This window comes from Psychroserpens sp. (assembly GCF_047633235.1).
Taxonomy (GTDB): domain Bacteria; phylum Bacteroidota; class Bacteroidia; order Flavobacteriales; family Flavobacteriaceae; genus Psychroserpens.
In genome coordinates this window covers 56,905-73,557 of the sequence record NZ_JBLIET010000012.1, presented here as the reverse complement: position 1 = coordinate 73,557, position 16,653 = coordinate 56,905, and the positions used below count along the sequence as shown (strand labels likewise).

12 protein-coding genes are annotated in these 16,653 nt (G+C 34.7%); 3 read left to right on the top strand and 9 right to left on the bottom strand.

Translation table 11 applies throughout. From position 1 onward, the window contains the following. Nucleotides 1-56: 56 nt before the first annotated feature. From secG to groL, 3 genes are all read left to right on the top strand, one after another. A complete protein-coding gene (gene secG, locus ACJAZK_RS05925; protein WP_415223080.1) occupies nucleotides 57-410 on the top strand; it encodes a preprotein translocase subunit SecG in 354 nt (117 codons plus the stop codon). Between the two features lie 184 nt (nucleotides 411-594). Further along, a complete protein-coding gene (locus ACJAZK_RS05920) occupies nucleotides 595-870 on the top strand; it encodes a co-chaperone GroES (protein WP_028872658.1) in 276 nt (91 codons plus the stop codon). 140 nt (nucleotides 871-1,010) lie between these two features. Further along, nucleotides 1,011-2,645: a chaperonin GroEL gene (groL, locus tag ACJAZK_RS05915; protein WP_415223079.1), complete on the top strand. Its 1,635-nt coding sequence runs from the start codon at nucleotides 1,011-1,013 to the stop codon at nucleotides 2,643-2,645. A 233-nt stretch (nucleotides 2,646-2,878) separates the two neighbouring features. Here the strand turns inward: groL and ACJAZK_RS05910 are convergent, their stop codons facing one another. The 9 genes from ACJAZK_RS05910 to ACJAZK_RS05870 all read right to left on the bottom strand — a co-directional run bounded on the left by ACJAZK_RS05910 (nucleotide 2,879) and on the right by ACJAZK_RS05870 (nucleotide 16,619). Beyond that, the gene (locus ACJAZK_RS05910; protein WP_415223078.1) at nucleotides 2,879-3,232 is read right to left on the bottom strand and encodes a heavy-metal-associated domain-containing protein; all 354 of its coding nucleotides are present in this window, start codon (nucleotides 3,230-3,232) and stop codon (nucleotides 2,879-2,881) included. A 94-nt stretch (nucleotides 3,233-3,326) separates the two neighbouring features. Further along, nucleotides 3,327-5,567: a TonB-dependent receptor domain-containing protein gene (locus ACJAZK_RS05905; protein WP_415223077.1), complete on the bottom strand. Its 2,241-nt coding sequence runs from the start codon at nucleotides 5,565-5,567 to the stop codon at nucleotides 3,327-3,329. 91 nt (nucleotides 5,568-5,658) lie between these two features. Further along, complete coding sequence (locus ACJAZK_RS05900; RefSeq protein ID WP_415223076.1) at nucleotides 5,659-6,060, bottom strand: heavy-metal-associated domain-containing protein; 402 nt, start codon at nucleotides 6,058-6,060, stop codon at nucleotides 5,659-5,661. A gap of 21 nt (nucleotides 6,061-6,081) precedes the next feature. After that, nucleotides 6,082-7,854 (bottom strand): efflux RND transporter periplasmic adaptor subunit, encoded by a 1,773-nt coding sequence (locus ACJAZK_RS05895; protein WP_415223075.1) that lies wholly within the window; start codon nucleotides 7,852-7,854, stop codon nucleotides 6,082-6,084. A gap of 4 nt (nucleotides 7,855-7,858) precedes the next feature. Then, nucleotides 7,859-8,566, bottom strand: a complete 708-nt coding sequence (locus ACJAZK_RS05890) for a PepSY domain-containing protein (RefSeq protein ID WP_415223074.1) — start codon at nucleotides 8,564-8,566, stop codon at nucleotides 7,859-7,861. A 1-nt stretch (nucleotide 8,567) separates the two neighbouring features. After that, nucleotides 8,568-9,155 carry a DUF2911 domain-containing protein gene (locus tag ACJAZK_RS05885; RefSeq protein ID WP_415223073.1) on the bottom strand — a complete coding sequence of 196 codons (588 nt, stop codon included), beginning with the start codon at nucleotides 9,153-9,155 and terminating at the stop codon, nucleotides 8,568-8,570. Between the two features lie 11 nt (nucleotides 9,156-9,166). Then, nucleotides 9,167-11,674, bottom strand: a complete 2,508-nt coding sequence (locus ACJAZK_RS05880; RefSeq protein ID WP_415223072.1) for a heavy metal translocating P-type ATPase — start codon at nucleotides 11,672-11,674, stop codon at nucleotides 9,167-9,169. Next, nucleotides 11,674-12,894 (bottom strand): TolC family protein, encoded by a 1,221-nt coding sequence (locus ACJAZK_RS05875; protein WP_415223071.1) that lies wholly within the window; start codon nucleotides 12,892-12,894, stop codon nucleotides 11,674-11,676. The genes ACJAZK_RS05880 and ACJAZK_RS05875 overlap by 1 nt, the downstream gene beginning before the upstream one ends. After that, nucleotides 12,891-16,619, bottom strand: coding sequence for an efflux RND transporter permease subunit (locus ACJAZK_RS05870; protein ID WP_415223070.1), 3,729 nt, complete (start codon nucleotides 16,617-16,619; stop codon nucleotides 12,891-12,893). Before ACJAZK_RS05870 ends, ACJAZK_RS05875 begins: the two co-directional genes overlap by 4 nt. Between the last annotated feature and the right edge of the window lie 34 nt (nucleotides 16,620-16,653).

Here is a 16,653-nt window from a genome sequence, read left to right as displayed (position 1 = left end):
TTTGCAGACCAAATTAAAGCAGTAAAAGAATTACAAGAAAATAATACACAAAAATAATGAATACGTTTACTATCTTTTTAATCTTAATCATACTAGTTTCATTTTTACTAGTTGTAGTCGTTATGGTCCAAAACCCTAAAGGAGGAGGATTATCTTCTTCATTTGGTGGTGGTGGCACACAGCAATTAGGAGGTGTTAAAAAAACTACAGACTTTTTAGACAAAAGTACTTGGGCTTTAGCTACCTTACTGTTGGCATTAATTTTAGCATCTAATTTTGCTATTCCTGGTGCAGGAGGTTCTCAAGAATCAAAAGTAATTAACGGTAGCGAAACAACGACAACTGTTCCAGTAAACACTCCAACTGATAATGCTGCAGACAACATTGCAAATCCTGGAGATTCTTTATAGAATAAGCACTGTTCAAATCATATAAAAGGCCAACTTACTAGTTGGCCTTTTTTTTTGCTTTTTACTTCGGAAATTGACACTACTGAAAGTTTGTCAGTTATATAGTATTGGCACATTTTTAGTAGTCATATAAGGGTTGATTATAATTAACAGATAACTATTTAATTAAAAAACTTATATAACAATGAGCTTAAACATTAAACCATTAGCAGATAGAGTTCTTATAGAACCTGTGCAGGCTGAAACAAAAACGGCTTCAGGAATAATTATTCCAGACAACGCTAAAGAAAAACCACAAAAAGGAACAGTTGTCGCTGTTGGTAAAGGGACAAAAGACGAGCCAATGACAGTAAAATCTGGCAACACTGTTCTCTACGGAAAATATGCAGGTACAGAATTAAAACTAGAAGGTAAAGATTACTTAATCATGCGTGAAAGTGATATACTAGCGATTATTTAATCACAAATTCAAAAAAAACAAAATTCAAAAAAGCTTTCTAACAACTGTAATTCGAACATTTAGAGTTTAATTTTTGAATATTGAAAGTTTAAAACAAATAGATTTCCACTGTCGTGGAAACCATAAAATACATTTTAACAATGGCAAAAGATATAAAATTTGATATTGAAGCACGTGACGGATTAAAGCGTGGTGTGGATGCATTAGCAAATGCAGTAAAAGTAACATTGGGACCAAAAGGTCGTAACGTTATTATTGGGCGTTCATTTGGAGCACCTCAAGTAACAAAAGATGGTGTTTCTGTAGCAAAAGAAATTGAATTAGAGAACGAGCTTGAAAACATGGGAGCTCAAATGGTAAAAGAAGTCGCTTCTAAAACTAATGATTTAGCTGGTGATGGTACTACAACTGCAACCGTATTAGCGCAAGCCATCGTAAAAGAAGGTATTAAAAATGTTGCTGCTGGTGCAAATCCAATGGATTTAAAACGTGGGATTGACAAAGCTGTAAAAGCTATTGTGAAAGATCTTGAAAAGCAAGCTAAAAAAGTAGGAAGCGACTCAGCAATGATAAAGCAAGTGGCTGCAATATCTGCTAATAATGATGATACTATTGGTGAGCTAATAGCTACAGCTTTTAGTAAAGTAGGTAAAGAAGGTGTGATCACCGTGGAAGAAGCTAAAGGTATGGAAACATACGTTGATGTTGTAGAAGGTATGCAGTTTGACAGAGGCTATTTATCTCCTTACTTCGTAACAGATTCAGATAAAATGATTGCTGATTTAGAAAATCCTTATATACTATTATTTGATAAAAAGATTTCAAACTTACAAGAAATCCTTCCAATATTAGAGCCAGTAGCTCAATCTGGTCGTCCATTATTAATTATTGCAGAAGATGTAGAAGGTCAAGCTTTAGCAACTTTAGTAGTCAATAAATTACGTGGTGGATTAAAAATTGCTGCTGTAAAAGCACCAGGATTTGGAGATCGTCGTAAAGCAATGCTTGAGGATATCGCTATTTTAACTGGAGGTATTGTGATCTCTGAAGAGAGAGGATTTTCTTTAGAAAATGCAGACTTAACGATGTTAGGTACAGCAGAGTCAGTAATGATTGATAAAGACAATACAACTATTGTTAATGGTTCTGGAAAGTCTTCTGACATCAAGGCTAGAGTCAATCAAATCAAGGCGCAAATAGAAACAACTACGAGTGACTATGATAAAGAAAAACTACAAGAACGTTTAGCTAAGTTAGCTGGCGGAGTTGCAGTCCTTTATGTTGGTGCAGCGAGTGAAGTTGAAATGAAAGAGAAAAAAGACCGCGTAGATGATGCTTTAAATGCAACAAGAGCTGCTGTAGAAGAAGGTATCGTTGCAGGTGGTGGAGTTGCTTTAGTAAGAGCAAAAGCTGCTTTAGAGAAAATCACGACAGAGAATATTGATGAAGCAACAGGAATTCAAATTGTAGCGAAAGCTATAGAGTCTCCTTTAAGAACCATTGTAGAAAATGCAGGTGGTGAAGCTTCAGTAGTTATCAATAAAGTATTAGAAGGTAAAAAAGATTTTGGTTTTGATGCTAAAACTGAGACGTATGTTGATATGCTTAAAGCAGGAATCATTGATCCTAAAAAAGTAACACGTATCGCATTAGAAAATGCGGCTTCTGTTGCAGGAATGATTTTAACGACTGAATGTGCTTTAGTGGATATCAAAGAAGATGCTGCTGGTGGAATGCCAGGAGGAATGGGTGGAGGTATGCCAGGAATGATGTAGTCGAAAGCCGAGACACGCAAGCAATGACTAATATTAGTCATACACAAAAAGAGCCTTTGATAATTATCAAAGGCTCTTTTTTTTAAGACCTCATATCAAGAAAAAGGACCAGATAGGAAGACACGATTAAAAAGTTGTAATGTTTTGAATATATAAAATTGATGAGGCCTTTAATTAAAGAGAAATCAATTAAAAATAAAAAAGCTCAAACTTAAGTTTGAGCTTTTTTATTTTTAATTTTTATGATCCTCTTGGACCTCATCGTCTCGATATTTACAACAAGGGTGCACAGTTGCATATGCTTCATCTGATGCTTTCAGTTTTTTGGTGTCATGTCCAACAGAAGCTATTTTTTCGCTAATAGAATCTAAGTTTGTTTTACGCGCGTCGTAAATTAATTTAAGCTCATGAGTGTCTACATTCCAAATTGCAGATTTTACACCTTTAGTTCTAATCGCTGCTTTTTCAATACGGTCTTTACACATTAAACAAACCCCATCGACTTCCATGGAAGCTCTTTCATTTTTGTTTTGAGCGAAGGTTATTGTAGTTATTAATAACACTAATACTGTAATTACTTTTTTCATAATATTTCTATTTTTGCCTTGAGATCCCTGCTTTACTAATTGATTGTTATTTTCTTTTATCGAAATCCTGAATCTTCGATTTCGCAGTAATTTTTTATTTTATTTTAAATCGTAAACCTGCATAATACATACTTCCAAAAATTGGTCCGTAGACAAAGGTAGTATCAAAATTTGAACCAAAAGGGTCATCTGCTCCCAAAATAGGATTATTTTGTCTCACGTTTGTGACATTTTCTCCTCCTAAATATACTTCAAATTTTGGAGAAAACACTTTAGTGACTTGAACGTTCAAGGTCCCTACAGTTGGTGATTTTTCTGGCAATCTATATGCTATTGGATTAGATGCAGTAGAAGAAAAACGTTGTTCACTCAACCAATTATAGGTCAAATCAAATTTCCATTGTGAAGCCTCCCCTTCATCCACTCGCGTTTCATAAGATGCATTTGCAAAAAAACGATGTGCTGGTATTAATGGTTTTGTTAATCTTCCAGATTGATATTGTGTTTGTACATCATAATACTTATAAGCCGTTCTAAAATCGAAATTATCAAATACATTATAATTCAATTCTAATTGAAAACTGTTTGCGAAACTATCTCCATCTAGATTATAAAAATTGACTTCTTGTGGGTTTTCCCAATCAATAACGACTTGATTTTGAAAATCTGTTCTGTAGAAGTCAACAATCACATCTCCTTTTCTTCCGAAGAGATTAAAACCCTGAAGATACGAGAGCCCATAATTCCATGCAATTTCTGGATCTAACCCGTAGATATTTCCGTTGACATTAAAAATATTTATTGTTCTAGATGTCGCAAAAACGCTTTGATTTTCAGCAAAAATATTAGCACTTCGTTTCCCTCTACCTATGGATGCTCTAAAAGCAGATTTCTCCCAAGGTGTATATCGTGCATGCAAACGAGGTGTCATAAATTCGCCCAATAAATTGTGCGTATCAAAACGTAAACCTGCGGTTAAAGTAAACTTATCTAAATTGTCATAGGCGTACTCAACGAAGGCACCTGCAGAACGCTCTGTACGTTCAAAATCAGCTCCAATAGCAAACTCGTCATAATTATCGTAAGTAAAACCAAGACCTGTTTTTATTTTATGTCTTGAATCACTAATAATAGAATTATAAATCACATTAGAATAGACACTGTTATGATTAATAACATATTGATTCAATCCAAAATATGAATCTTGTTTATGATTACTATAGGCAAATTGGACTCCTAAACTTTGCCAAGGGATTTCTGGATTAACATAACCCGTCTTTGCTGAAATTTCAAAACGTTCTGTATTGATTTCACTTCCCCAAGCATTCATTGTTAAACGATCGGTATCTGGGTCAAAATTTAATTGACCAGATTGATTGACATCCTTTAAATAACGCACATTAATAAAACTCAGAAAGCCTTTTTCTAGATTTGTATATTGCCAACGATTCATGACATTAATTTGCTTTTTAAGTGGCACATCCAAAAACGTATCATCATTATTATCAAACTTTTGATCTCTTATATTTCCGTGAATATAAAGCCCGGTGCTCCACTTATCACTCACTCTAGTATTAAGATGCGTATTAAGCTCTAAGCGACCATTAACAGACCCGTATAGATTAACAAATAAACGCGCATCAGTTGTTGGTTTATATAACTCTGCATTGATCTGCCCTGCAATACTCTCAAAACCATTAACAACGCTTCCCGCTCCTTTAGTGATTTGAATACTTTCAACCCAAGTCCCTGGGATAAAACTTAACCCATAGGCTTGAGAGGCGCCTCTAATGGATGGTATATTTTCAGTAGTAATTAATATATACTTACTTGTTAGACCAAGCATTTTAATTTGACGTGTACCTGTAACAGCGTCAGAAAAATTGACATCAATAGATGGATTGGTTTCAAAACTTTCAGACAAGTTACAGCACGCTGCTTTTAGGAGTTCATCACTACTTACGGTCATTATATTTTGAGCACTCATATAAGACCTTGAAGTAGCTTGCTTTCTAGCAGTCAAGACTATTTGATCTAAATCTCCCGTAGCCTCCAATAGATGTTTAATGAATCTAGGTTTTGTTATCGTCAATGTATCCGTTTTAAAACCAACAAAACTAATGACTAGTTTTATGTAACTCGATTGGTACGGAAGACTAAACTTACCATCAATATCTGTGACTGCGCCAATCGATGTATCGAGCCAAAACACATTAGCTCCTGCCAATGGGAATGTCTTGTTTCCATCTGTTTTTTCTGTCACAATACCTTCAATTTTCTCTTGCGAAAATGCTGAAGTAGGTAGCAAAAAAATAAAAAATAAAATCTTTTTCAACTATACTATTTTTGGGTTAGTGTAAAATTCTAAATTTTATAATTCAGGCATAAAATTATGCCTGAATTTAAATTTCAAATGGAATACCGTCTTATTCTATATTCATCTCCATTTCGTGGTCATATTTACAACAACCAGGTAAATCTTTGTAAGCCTGCTCGCTTCCTGCTACTTCTTCAGTATCATAACCTGACGCTGCAATGGCATTATGAATTGATAATACATCTGTTTTAGTATCATCAAAAGACACCTCAACATTCTTTTTATCTACGTCCCAAGTTGCTTTAAACACACCTTCAACACCATTAGCTGCTTTTTCGATTGTGCTTTTACACATCCCACAGTTCCCTCTTACTCCAAAAGCTACATCTACCATAGCCATTTCTTTAGAGACTTCATTAGATGTCGTCACTGTTTCTTCTTTGGCTTCATTTTTACAACTTGTAAAACCCATTGCAGCTAATATAGCTACACTTAAAATTACTTTCTTCATTTTTTTAAAATTTAATTGTTATTATTCTATTACTTGTTTCACTTCTCCACAGGTGAGCATTGTGTCGCCAAAATAAGGGTTGATTACTTTTTCTTCTTTACTCAACCAGTACGCACCATTATTATCATCTGCCATTGGACAAAATTGATGGTATACCTTTTCATTGATACCAAATACTTCAATTGCATTAGTTAGGTACGATGAAAGGTTCTTAAAATATATTCTTTGCGCTGCAATTTTAGAGGTTTTTGACATTGAAGTTACTGCTATTTTTATCTCTTTTTCTAATGACATCCAATGGTTATGAGCTTCGTTATTTTCTAATTGTTTCATATCAACTATGGACAAATTAGCTAATAAACGTTTTGATTCTGATTGCACCTTTTTTGAATCATCTTTTACTAATGCATCTTTCAAATGGATATAATCATTAAAAACTAATTTTAATTGATTTTGAAAGTCTTTTGAGATGTTCACTCTTTCATTCGTATTGAAAGGCTTCTCATTATTTACTGAAGTAGTTGTTTCCATCCCAAGAGGTCCTTCATGACCAGTTATGCCTTTTCTACCATCTCTATTCATCATAGATTTTTTTCCCTGTAATTGAGCTGCTGCATCAACTGTAAAGGTTCCATTGGTTACAATTTCGTCACCATTATTTAGACCCTCTAAAACCTCATAATTATCTCCAATCTTATGACCTAATATAATGTCTCGCATTTGAAAAACAGATTCCTTAGAATCTAGTTTTATATACACTACAGAGCGTTTTCCTGTCCATAAAACAGCAGAGGAAGGTATTGCTAATACGTGTTCATTATTTGATATGATTCCTTTAATTTTTGCTTCAACAAACATTCCTGGTTTAAATGCTTCCTCTTTATTATTAAGCACAACTCTTAATTTCACAGTTCTTGTGCTAGTATCCAGAACAGGATCTATAAAATCTACGATCCCTTTTAATTTTTTGTTGTCATATGCGTTGGTCGTTATAGAAACTTCTTGTCCTTTTTTAAACAAATCAATTTGATTTTCGTACACATCAAAATTTGCCCAAACAGTACTAAGATTTGCAATCTTAAACAATGGTTGACCTTGTTTAATATAATCACCTTGTTCAACTAATTTTTCTGAAACGGTACCTGAAACGGTAGCATACACCGGAACGTTTTCTTTTACTTTACCAGAGGTTTCAATTTGATTGATTTGGCTTTCAGAAAGTTTCCATAATTTCAATTTATTACGTACTGCTCTGTATAATGCAGGTTGTGAATCTTTTATGGAAGCTGCTGTAATTAATTCTTGTTGTGCTGCATATAGTTCTGGTGAATAAATAGTGGCCAATAGTTGTCCTTTTCTCACTTTTTCTCCTGTAAAACTCACATTAAGAAGTTCAAGTCGTCCTGAGAAATAACTCACTTGAACTGCATTAGCTTCTTCATTTTCAGCAATCTTTCCAGATAACTTAATAGTATTATCTTCTGATTTACCGTTTCCTACAATAGACGTTTGTATGTTGGCTAATGCCATAGCGTTTTCAGAAAGCTTAAATTGATCTGCTAATAAACCTTCCGAACTGCTTTCAACAGGAATTAAATCCATTCCACAAATTGGACAATCACCTGTTTCTGGTTGCATGATTTGTGGATGCATTGAACAGGTCCACATTTGATTGGTTTCTGTTATTGTTTCATGATTGTGCGCTATTTCTTTATTTGACGAATTACCAAAAAATAACCATCCTAATAATAAACCAGCAGCTAATATCCCTATATAGATTATATATTTTTTCATTTTATTAATTTTTTCGTTTTATCAATTTTCTTATAGTTGGTGATGATGTAAACCAAAGTAAAAATCCGCTTAATACAGTAATTAAGCCTAATAGAGAAAAGGTTCTTAACACAATGGTATTAAAGTTATCTCTCCCTTCATAATCCATTGTATGCGTCATCCATAAAAAATCGAACCAACGCCAACTTCTATGTCTAACGGTTTGAAATTTTCCATCATTAATAGATATATAGGCTTTAAGAGCTTCATCAGTTTTATACGATATTACAAAAGCTGGCAACAGTTTTTCTCTATACTCGTGATGATTTCCTGTTTCATTAATCTGTTCAATAGCTTCTACTTCTAAACCGCTTTTCATACTGAGTTTTGCTATATACAAAGCCTCTTCTTTGGTGATATTAGTTTTTAAACCTCCATCGATAGCATTGTATAACTGTTCTTTGTTTATCCAATAGTATGGTGAATTATTAATGTCCCTCAATTCAATAGTACTGATACCCTTTGAAATATTAAGCTGAGATGGACTAATGAGGTCACTAAATGCTTTAGGCTGATAGTTCATGTTTTTAAAATGGTCACCATGAATATCATCAATATCTGTCCAACTAAAATATAACCCACTAATGGTCCAAAACAGAAATTGAATTCCTAAAAACAAGCCTAAATAGCGATGTATTTTTCTTATTTTTAATGCTGTTTGTCTGTTTACCATCTTAGTGCTTTATTTTGAATGGAAAGCTAATGGTCACCTTTTCCCAAGCAAGAGAAATAACACCTTTTGTTTCATTTGTCTTTTCAACTTTATAAACTAATTGCTCTGTAATTTCTTCTGAAATTTGTGGTGTAACATTAAAACGAATGACATCATCTTTTTCGTTGTATTCATCTTTACCATGTTGATCCCAGTTTTTATTGATCATCACTGTCCAATCGGCTTTTGAAGGAATTGTAAAAAATCCATATTTCCCTTTAGGAAGCACTTGATCATTAATCACTACATCTTTATTAGTTTCTATCCAAGTGGCATTATGCGCACCTGCTTGCCATACGTTATCATATCCAACTAAACCACCAAAAATGATTCGTCCTCTAACGCCTGGTGATGAATAATCGATATGAACATGTGCGTCTCCAATCATTGCCATAGCAGATGTATGCGGACTTAATGGTTTTTTCTTTGGTTCTTCCATTTTTTCAGGCACCACATGATTATCATGTTCACTTTTATCGATCTGTTTTGATTTGTTTTTACAACTCAAAAGCGAAAGTATTAATACAAGTACTACTATTAAATTTTTCATCTTTAAATAATTTATATGTTGACTGTTCTTAATCTCAAAGCATTAACTATTACTGATACTGAACTAAAACTCATGGCCAAAGCAGCAATCATTGGCGAAAGTAATATTCCAAAGAAAGGGAACAATACGCCTGCTGCTATTGGGACACCAAGTGTATTATAAACCACTGCAAAAAATAAATTTTGCTTAATATTTCGCATCACCTTATGGCTCAAATTACGTGCTTTTACAATGCCATGTAAATCTCCTTTTACCAAAGTAATCATCGCACTTTCTATAGCGACATCCGTTCCTGTTCCCATAGCAATACCTACGTCACTTTTTGCCAAGGCTGGTGCATCGTTGATGCCATCACCTGCCATAGCGACAACTTTTCCTTCTTTTTGGAGTTTTTCGACTACTTTTAGTTTGTCTTCTGGCGACATGCTTGCTTTAAAATCGGCAAGGTTCAACTCTGACGCCACTGCTTGTGCTGTATCATGATTGTCTCCTGTTAGCATTATAACATCAATTCCTTTGTTTTGAAGTGCTTTGATTGCTTTAGCACTTGTTTGTTTGATTTTATCGCCTATTACCACATAACCGCTCACTTTACCATCCATAGCTAAAAACGAGACCGTTTTACCTTGTTTTTGATAAGTTTTAGCTTCTTCCTCCATTTCTGAAGATATTTCTGCTTTGGCATAAATCATCATTTCTGGATTGCCTAAGGCTATGCTCTTACCATTTACGTGTCCTTCAACACCTTTTCCTGTAACAGCTCTAAATCCATTCGATTTTAAAACTTTAGTTTTCTGTTCTTTTCCATATTTGACAGTCGCTTCCGCTAACGGATGTTCACTATTAGAATTAAGTGATACGATATATTGTAGGATATTATCGTTAGTAAAATTATCATCAAAAGTTCCAACCGTTTCTACCGTTGGTTTTCCTTCTGTAATGGTTCCTGTTTTATCAATTATAAGCGTGTCTACTTTGTCTAATTTCTCTAAAGCTTCTGCATTTTTGATGAGCACACCATTCTGAGCACCTTTACCAACCCCTACCATAACCGACATTGGTGTGGCTAGACCTAATGCACAAGGACATGCAATAATTAACACTGCAATCGCATTGACCAAAGCATAGACATAAGCAGGCTCTGGTCCCCAAATGACCCACACGGTAAAGGTTGTTAATGAAATAATGACCACCACAGGCACGAAATAACCCGATACTTTATCCGTTAAATTTTGAATAGGTGCGCGGCTTCTACTGGCATTATTAACCATGTGAATAATTTGTGATAACAAAGTATCACTACCCACTTTTTCAGCTTTCATTAAAAAAGATTGATTACCGTTTATGGTTCCACTGCTCACTTTATCATCAACTGATTTGTTAACAGGAATAGGTTCTCCTGTAATCATGGATTCATCAATAGTGGTTTCGCCTTCAGTTATTACTCCATCCACAGGAATCTTTTCTCCCGGTTTTACTTTTAAAATATCATTTAGCTCTATCTTGTCGATACTAACTTCGATGGCTTCACCATCCGCTATTTTTACAGCTTTGTTTGGTGCCAACTTTAATAATTCTTTTACTGCTGAATTGGTTTTACTATGTGCACGAGCTTCTAATAATTGACCTAGAAGTACCAATGTGAGAATTACTGTTGCGGCTTCAAAATACACATAAACAGCACCTGATTCGGTTTTAAATTGGTTTGGAAAAAAGTCTGGAAAAAACATCCCAAATACACTAAATAGCCAAGCCACGCCTGCTCCAATACCAATAAGAGTAAACATATTTAGATTCCATGTTTTTATACTTCTGTAGGCACGTTCAAAAAACATCCAAGTGGCATAAAAAACAACCGGAATGGATAATGCAAATTGAATCCAATTCCACTGTTTTTGCTCCATGATGTCGTACAATGGATTGTTCGTTAGCATTTCACTCATAGCTATTAAGAAAATAGGCAACGTGAATGCAGTGGCAATCCAAAACTTTTTAGACAACTGATTATAAGCCTTTTCTTCTGAGGAAATATCAGCATCCATTGGAACTAAATCCATGCCGCAGATAGGACAATCACCAGCTTCGTCTTTTATAATTTCTGGATGCATTGGACACGTCCATTGCTCTGATGAAGTTGTGGATAGGTTTTGTTCTTCTACTAAATCCATTCCACAAACGGGACAATCAACTAGTTTGTCATAGGTTTTATCTCCTTCGCAATGCATAGGGCAATAAAATGTACCTGTGCCTTTTCCCATAGGTGGCTTTTCCTTTTTAACTTCGGAATGAAGATGATGATGATGTTCACCTTGTTTATGAATACTATATCTATCACCATCGTTTTTTAAGGCTTCCTGAAATATTTCTAAAGGAATATGGGATTCCATTTCAATAGAAGCTTCAGCCTTTTCCAAATTGACTGTTGCTTTCGAAACACCTTCCACTTTAGAAAGTATTTCCTCTACGTGACTTCGACAACCTTTACAGGTCATTCCATGTATGTGATATGTGTGTTTCATTATTGCTGAGTTAAATAATTAATAAGCGTTGTTTGTAAATAGTACATTTTCACTGCTTCTATTTGGTTCATTTGAAACTTCAATTGTAATTCTTGAATATCCAAAACATCATTAAAATCAATCGTTCCTGTTTCGTAACTTTTAATTAAAATTTCTTCTGCATCTTTAGCTTGCTTTAAGTTTTTGGTTTGAGTTACATGACTAATTCTTGCAGCAATTCTGTCGTTTATTGCTTTGTCTAAAAGCGTTTCTAATGTATTTAAGCGGTCTTGTTTTTGAGCTAAAACTTCCTTTTGTTGCAATTCATTTTGCTTGGTTTGTGATTTATATGTCTTATTGAATATTGGAATTGACACCGATACCGTTGGCATCACAATATCTTTTCCGTTATCACTAAAATTCATATTAGGACGTTCTGAGACTGCTATGTAATCTAATCCAAAACCAATCATCGGATTACTTTCTTTTTGGTTTAATAATTCGGATTGTTCTACGGATTGATACAGTTTATCATATTTCAACAATTCAGGATGTAATGCTAGATTTTCAGTATTGATTTCAAAATCTTCCGAAGGTAAATCCAATTCGTCTATAACATTAACTGTAATCGTCTTATCTCTATTTAAAAGTTTATTAAAATTAGTTTGTTCCGATAAAAATTGTTGATTCAAAACAGCTTGTAATTGTTGTATTTCGTTTTGACGCATTTGCAATCGCAACACATCCACAGCCGAAGCTTTTCCAACTTCAACAGATGTTAATGCTAGGGTTTCATAAGTCTCCAATAGTTTGATGTTTTCTGCAAACACCTCTTGTTTTGCTTTATTAGCATAAAGATTATAATAGGATTGCGACACTGAAGCCATTAGTTTTCTTTTTGCAATCACGATATCTTCGTATTTAGTGTCTGCTAAAGCACTGATATAATTTTCTTTGGCAGTAATCGCTCCAAAAGCTGGCAACATTTGTTTAGCTGACACTTTAAAACGTTGTGCTCCAGTTCTAGTTTCGGGTTCGCTGACGAAATAGCCAACACCAAATTCCGTATTTGGTAGTGTGTTGGCTTCGTTCACTTTTTCGGAAGCAATACGATACTGTAATTCGAATTTTTTAATTTCAGGATTGTTGTTTAATGCCTCTCCAATAAGTGTTTCTAACTCTTGTGCATTAAAAGCACTACAGTTTAACAGACCTATAATTATAAAAAATATGCTTTTCATTTGTTTGCTCTTTTTAATTTAAACTCTTCTCTCCAACTGTATAAAATGGGTACAATAAAGTAGGATGTAATATCAATCACCATTCCTCCAAAAATCGGAATTGCCATTGGGATCATAATATCACTTCCTTTTCCTGTAGAAGTCAATACAGGCAACAATGCTAAAATGGTGGTTACTGTAGTCATCAAACATGGACGAATACGTTTTTCGGCAGCATGTAAAGCCGAAGCTCTAATGCTTTTTTTATCGGAAGGTTTATCTCTATCAAAAGTTTGTGTGAGATAGGTTGCCATCACGACACCGTCATCTGTTGCTATTCCGAAGAGCGCAATAAAACCTACCCAAACGGCCACACTTAAATTAATGGTTTTCATATTGAAAAGGTCTCGCATATTCTCACCAAAGATGTTAAAATTGAAAAACCAATCTTGACCATATAACCAAATCATAATAAAACCACCTGCAAATGCCACTGTAATTCCAGTAAATACCATTAATGACGTTGTTACAGATTTAAACTGAAAATAAAGAATTAAAAAGATGATAGCTAGTGCCAACGGAACCACAACAGACAATGTTTTCTCTGCTCTCAACTGATTCTCGTAAGTCCCTGTGAATTTATAACTGATGCCTTTAGGAACAATTAATTCACCCGAATCTATTTTCTGCTGAAACAAGCCTTGTGCATTTTCTACAACATCCACTTCTGCAAAACCATCAATTTTATCAAACAATACATATCCCACTAAAAAGGTGTCTTCACTTTTAATAACTTGTGGTCCTTGCTCATAACGAATCGTTGCCAATTCACTTAATGGCACAGGGTTTCCTTTTTCTACAGGAATATAGATGTCTTTTATATCTTCTGGATTACCACGTAACTCTCTTGGATAGCGTACACGAACAGCATAGCGTTCTCTTCCTTCAACGGTTTGCGTTAGTGACATACCACCAATGGCAACTTTTAGCACACTTTGAACATCTTCTATAGAGATACCATAACGTGCAATTTTTTCTCTATCAATATCAATGAGCAAATACGGTTTACCAACAATTCTATCGGCAAAAACGGCTTCCACTTTAACACCCTCAGCTTGTTTTAAAAGACTTTCTAACTGCAATCCAAAAGCTTCAATTTGTTTTAAATCTTGTCCTTTTACTTTAATTCCCATTGGTGCTCGCATACCTGTTTGTAGCATGACCAATCTGGTTTCTATGGGTTGTAGTTTTGGTGCAGAAGTAACACCTGGTAACCGGGTGACTCTTACAATTTCATTCCAAATATCATCTGGATTATTAATTTCTGGTCGCCAATTTCGGTAAAATTCACCATCATTATCTTCAATTAACTGAGAATGGTTAACCTTAGTGAGGTCTGTGTTTTCTGAATTATTAGGATTTGCGAGAAAACGTCCATCTTTCAATTGAAACAAACCATCAGCATTCACTTTATAACGTTGCCTTTTTCCTTCAGAATTTCGCATGTATTCCGATTTATACTGAATCAAATTTTCGTACATCGATAAAGGCGCAGGATCTAACGCAGATTCTGTTCTACCGGCTTTACCTACGACAGTTTCAATTTCTGGAATGGTAGCAACAGCCATATCTAGTTGCTGTAATACGCGTTTATTTTCTTCAATACCAGAATGTGGTAAAGAGGTTGGCATAAGTAAAAAAGAACCTTCATTTAATGAGGGCATAAATTCTTTTCCTGTGTTATTCATAATCCATGCTCCAGAAATAAGAACGGTTATTGGAATCACTAAAAACAAAAGCTTGTTGGCCAAGGCCCATTTCAAAATTTGTCCGTAATAGTGTCTCAAAACAGAGAATATTCCTAAAATTCCGAAGCAAATAATAGCCACAAAAACTAAGTTGATTAAGATACTACGATCAAAACCTAAGGGTCTCCAATAGTCTGCAAGTAGGAATACGATAGCTGCTGAAGAAATAATGATGTTTATAAGGTTGACCTTTTTCTTATCTAGTTTCTCTAAAACACCAAGTAATCCAGTAATTCCGAAAGCAACGACAATAATTCCTAACCAATAGCCACTTATCATAATTGCAATTCCAGCAACTATTAGCACGCTATTTATGATAGGTCTAAACGAATTTTTTAATGTTGTTTTTCTAAATAAATAGGCTGCTAGTGGCGGAATTATAAACAACGCAATCACTAAAGATGCTGATAAGGCCATCGTTTTGGTGAATGCTAAAGGTCTAAACAATTTTCCTTCGGCACCAATCATTGTAAAAACAGGTATAAAACTTATAATTGTTGTTAATACAGCAGTTAAAATAGCTCCAGAAACTTCAGCAGTTGCGTTGTAAACAACTTCGTTCATAGTAAATGTAGTTCCATCCTCTCGAAGTCGTAATTTTTCATCATCGATATGCCTAATCATATTTTCAGCTAATATGACGCCTACATCAACCATGGTTCCTATGGCAATTGCAATACCAGACAATGCAACGATATTTGCATCGACGTTAAAGAGTTTCATTGTCACAAAAACCATTAGAATCGCAACAGGTAATAATCCAGAGATTAATAATGACGCTCTTAAATTAAAAACCATCACAATAATGACCAAAATGGTAATTAATATTTCGAGAGTCAATGCTTCGCTAAGTGTGTCAAGGGTTTCTTCTATAAGTTCTGTACGATCATAAAAAGGAACGATTGTTAACTGAGAGATGCGTCCATCCTTCAATACTTTAGATGGTAAACCACCTTTCAATTCCTCTATTTGTGCTTTTACATTGGTTATAACTTCCATAGGGTTAGCACCATATCTAGCAACGACAACACCACCAACAACTTCAGCACCTTCTTTATCCAACAAACCTCTTCGCGGAGCAGGTCCTAGGGAGACTTTAGCAATATCTTTAATCTTAATGGCTGTAAAATCTTCCGAAGTAACCACCGCGTTTTCAATATCTTCAACCGATTTCACATAACCTAAACCTCGCACTAAATATTCAACTTGATTGATTTCTAAAGTTTGCGCTCCAATGTCTTTATTACTTTCCTTAACTGCTTTTACAACTTGGTTGAGACCTATATTGTATTGACGCATCAACTCCGGATTCACATCCACCTGATATTCCTGAACATAACCACCAATTGAAGCCACTTCAGAAACACCACTTGCAGAGGATAACCCATATTTCACATAGTAATCCTGTATACTTCTTAACTCTTGTAAATCCCAACCACCAGTAACGTTTCCGTTTTCATCACGACCTTCTAATGTGTACCAAAATATCTGACCTAATCCTGTAGCATCTGGACCCAAAGCAGGATTAATGCCTTCTGGTAATAATCCACTTGGGAGCGAATTTAGTTTTTCTAAAATCCGACTTCTGCTCCAGTAAAACTCAATATCTTCTTCAAAAATGATATAAATACTTGAAAAGCCAAACATAGACGAACTACGAATAGTTTTTACTCCAGGAATTCCCAATAAGGAAGTGGTTAAAGGATACGTAATTTGGTCTTCAATATCTTGTGGTGAACGACCATCCCATTTCGTAAATACGATTTGTTGGTTTTCACCAATATCTGGAATGGCATCTACAGCGACAGGATTGCTTGGCAGAAAACCCGTATCCCAATTAAAAGGTGCATTTATAGTTCCCCAACCTACAAAAAGAACGAGTAGGAGTACTGCAATGAGTTTATTCTCTATTAAAAATTTGATGCTTTTATTTAGCATTAGTTCGGATTATTAAACAGTTAGACATAGGTGA

Excerpts from the sequence above, each read along its gene's own strand:
- groL (WP_415223079.1), top strand. The coding sequence starts at position 1,011 with ATGGCAAAAGATATAAAATTTGATATTGAAGCACGTGACGGATTAAAG.
- ACJAZK_RS05900 (WP_415223076.1), bottom strand. The coding sequence starts at position 6,060 with ATGAAGAAAGTAATTTTAAGTGTAGCTATATTAGCTGCAATGGGTTTT.
- ACJAZK_RS05890 (WP_415223074.1), bottom strand. The coding sequence starts at position 8,566 with ATGGTAAACAGACAAACAGCATTAAAAATAAGAAAAATACATCGCTAT.
- ACJAZK_RS05875 (WP_415223071.1), bottom strand. The coding sequence starts at position 12,894 with ATGAAAAGCATATTTTTTATAATTATAGGTCTGTTAAACTGTAGTGCT.
- ACJAZK_RS05885 (WP_415223073.1), bottom strand. The coding sequence starts at position 9,155 with ATGAAAAATTTAATAGTAGTACTTGTATTAATACTTTCGCTTTTGAGT.
- ACJAZK_RS05895 (WP_415223075.1), bottom strand. The coding sequence starts at position 7,854 with ATGAAAAAATATATAATCTATATAGGGATATTAGCTGCTGGTTTATTA.
- ACJAZK_RS05870 (WP_415223070.1), bottom strand. The coding sequence starts at position 16,619 with ATGCTAAATAAAAGCATCAAATTTTTAATAGAGAATAAACTCATTGCA.
- ACJAZK_RS05910 (WP_415223078.1), bottom strand. The coding sequence starts at position 3,232 with ATGAAAAAAGTAATTACAGTATTAGTGTTATTAATAACTACAATAACC.
- ACJAZK_RS05880 (WP_415223072.1), bottom strand. The coding sequence starts at position 11,674 with ATGAAACACACATATCACATACATGGAATGACCTGTAAAGGTTGTCGA.
- secG (WP_415223080.1), top strand. The coding sequence starts at position 57 with ATGAATACGTTTACTATCTTTTTAATCTTAATCATACTAGTTTCATTT.
- ACJAZK_RS05920 (WP_028872658.1), top strand. The coding sequence starts at position 595 with ATGAGCTTAAACATTAAACCATTAGCAGATAGAGTTCTTATAGAACCT.